Genomic DNA, 1261 nt, shown 5'->3' with positions numbered 1-1261 from the left:
GGCTATGTCTATTCCGCGCCCTCCCGGCACATCATGCCGAGGGCCCAGAGCCACCTCACGAGCTCGGCCGCGGTGGCGGCGTTCGCCTTCGCCTGGGGCATGCCCCTGGCGAGCATCTCCTCGCGGCGCCGGAGCAGGCGCTCGGAACCCTTCCTCCCGTGCATCCTTACCTCGAGCGGGACGCCGCTGCCCTTGGGCATCAGCTTCGGTTGGTGGCTCGCTTGGACGTAGCTCCAGGACCCCTCGACAGCCAACCTCCTGACGAGGGCGTTGCCGGCCCCGCTGATCCCGCCGAGGCGCACGGAGTCCGCGCTCGACCTCTGCTTCGGGGCGAGGCCGAAGTAGGACGTCACCTGCCTGCCGGAGCGGAACCTCGAGAAGTCGCCGACCTCGGACGCGAAGGCGGCGGCGAGCGCGAACCCGCACCCCTTGATCGACTGGAGCGCCTCGACCTCCGCCGAGAGGGGGCCCGCCGCGACGGCGGCCCTGTACTCGGCGAGGAGGTCGTCGCGCGTCTCGGCGGCCGCCTCGACCTCGCTCCTCAGCGCCGCAAGCGCCCGGATGCCGCCGTCGTCGGCGGGCCGGACCTTGTCGAGCCACCTGAGGAAGTCGTACGTCCAGTACCTCCGGGGGTTTCCGGCCGGCGTCGTGCCGCCGTAGGCGTAGCCGCGGCGGGCCAGGAACGCCAGGAGCCGCTGCTTCGCCGCCGCGAGCCTCGCGGTCGCCGCGTCGTGGGCCCCGGCGAGGTCCCTGAGCCCCTCGATCTCGGGGGACGGCACCCATACCGGGGAGATGTCGTGCGACAGTATCGCCTTGGCCATCCTGGCCGCGTCGTTGCGGTCGTTCTTGGACGAGAAGTCTGCCGCCGACCTCGGGACCTTGGAGACGGCCGCGACGACGCAGTCGACGCCGAGCCCGGAGAGCTCCCTCTGCGGGGCGAAGCCGAGGTAGCCGCTCTCGTAGGCGGCGAGCGACGGGCCGGGGAAGCCCGACATCCACTCCGCGACCTCGCCCCAGGGGTTGCCGCGGAACCTCCTCGTCACGGCCTCGCCCGTCTCCGCGTCGAGCGCGCAGACGGTGGTGGACCTGAGGTGTACGTCCATTCCGAAGGCGGTAGAATATCTAGGCACGGGAGCCTCCCAACCTCGTTGCGGCGCGGCTGCGCCTCTGGCACTTCAACAACATTGTCGCAGCCCCGACCCGCGGTCACGAGCGGGGGCTCCTGTCGTTTCCGTGCCCCTGGATTGGGTCATAGTGTCTG

General features: G+C 71.2%; 1 protein-coding gene. It reads right to left on the bottom strand.

The features are described 5' to 3' along the window. Positions 1 to 8: 8 nt before the first annotated feature. Positions 9 to 1130, bottom strand: a complete 1122-nt coding sequence (locus ACKUUJ_RS09735; RefSeq protein WP_409065448.1) for an IS110 family transposase — start codon at positions 1128 to 1130, stop codon at positions 9 to 11. Positions 1131 to 1261 lie beyond the last annotated feature (131 nt).

Origin of the sequence: Collinsella sp. wc0583, assembly GCF_046116915.1 — a bacterium.
Lineage (GTDB): Bacteria > Actinomycetota > Coriobacteriia > Coriobacteriales > Coriobacteriaceae > Collinsella.
This window is presented reverse-complemented; position numbering and strand designations above follow the sequence as displayed.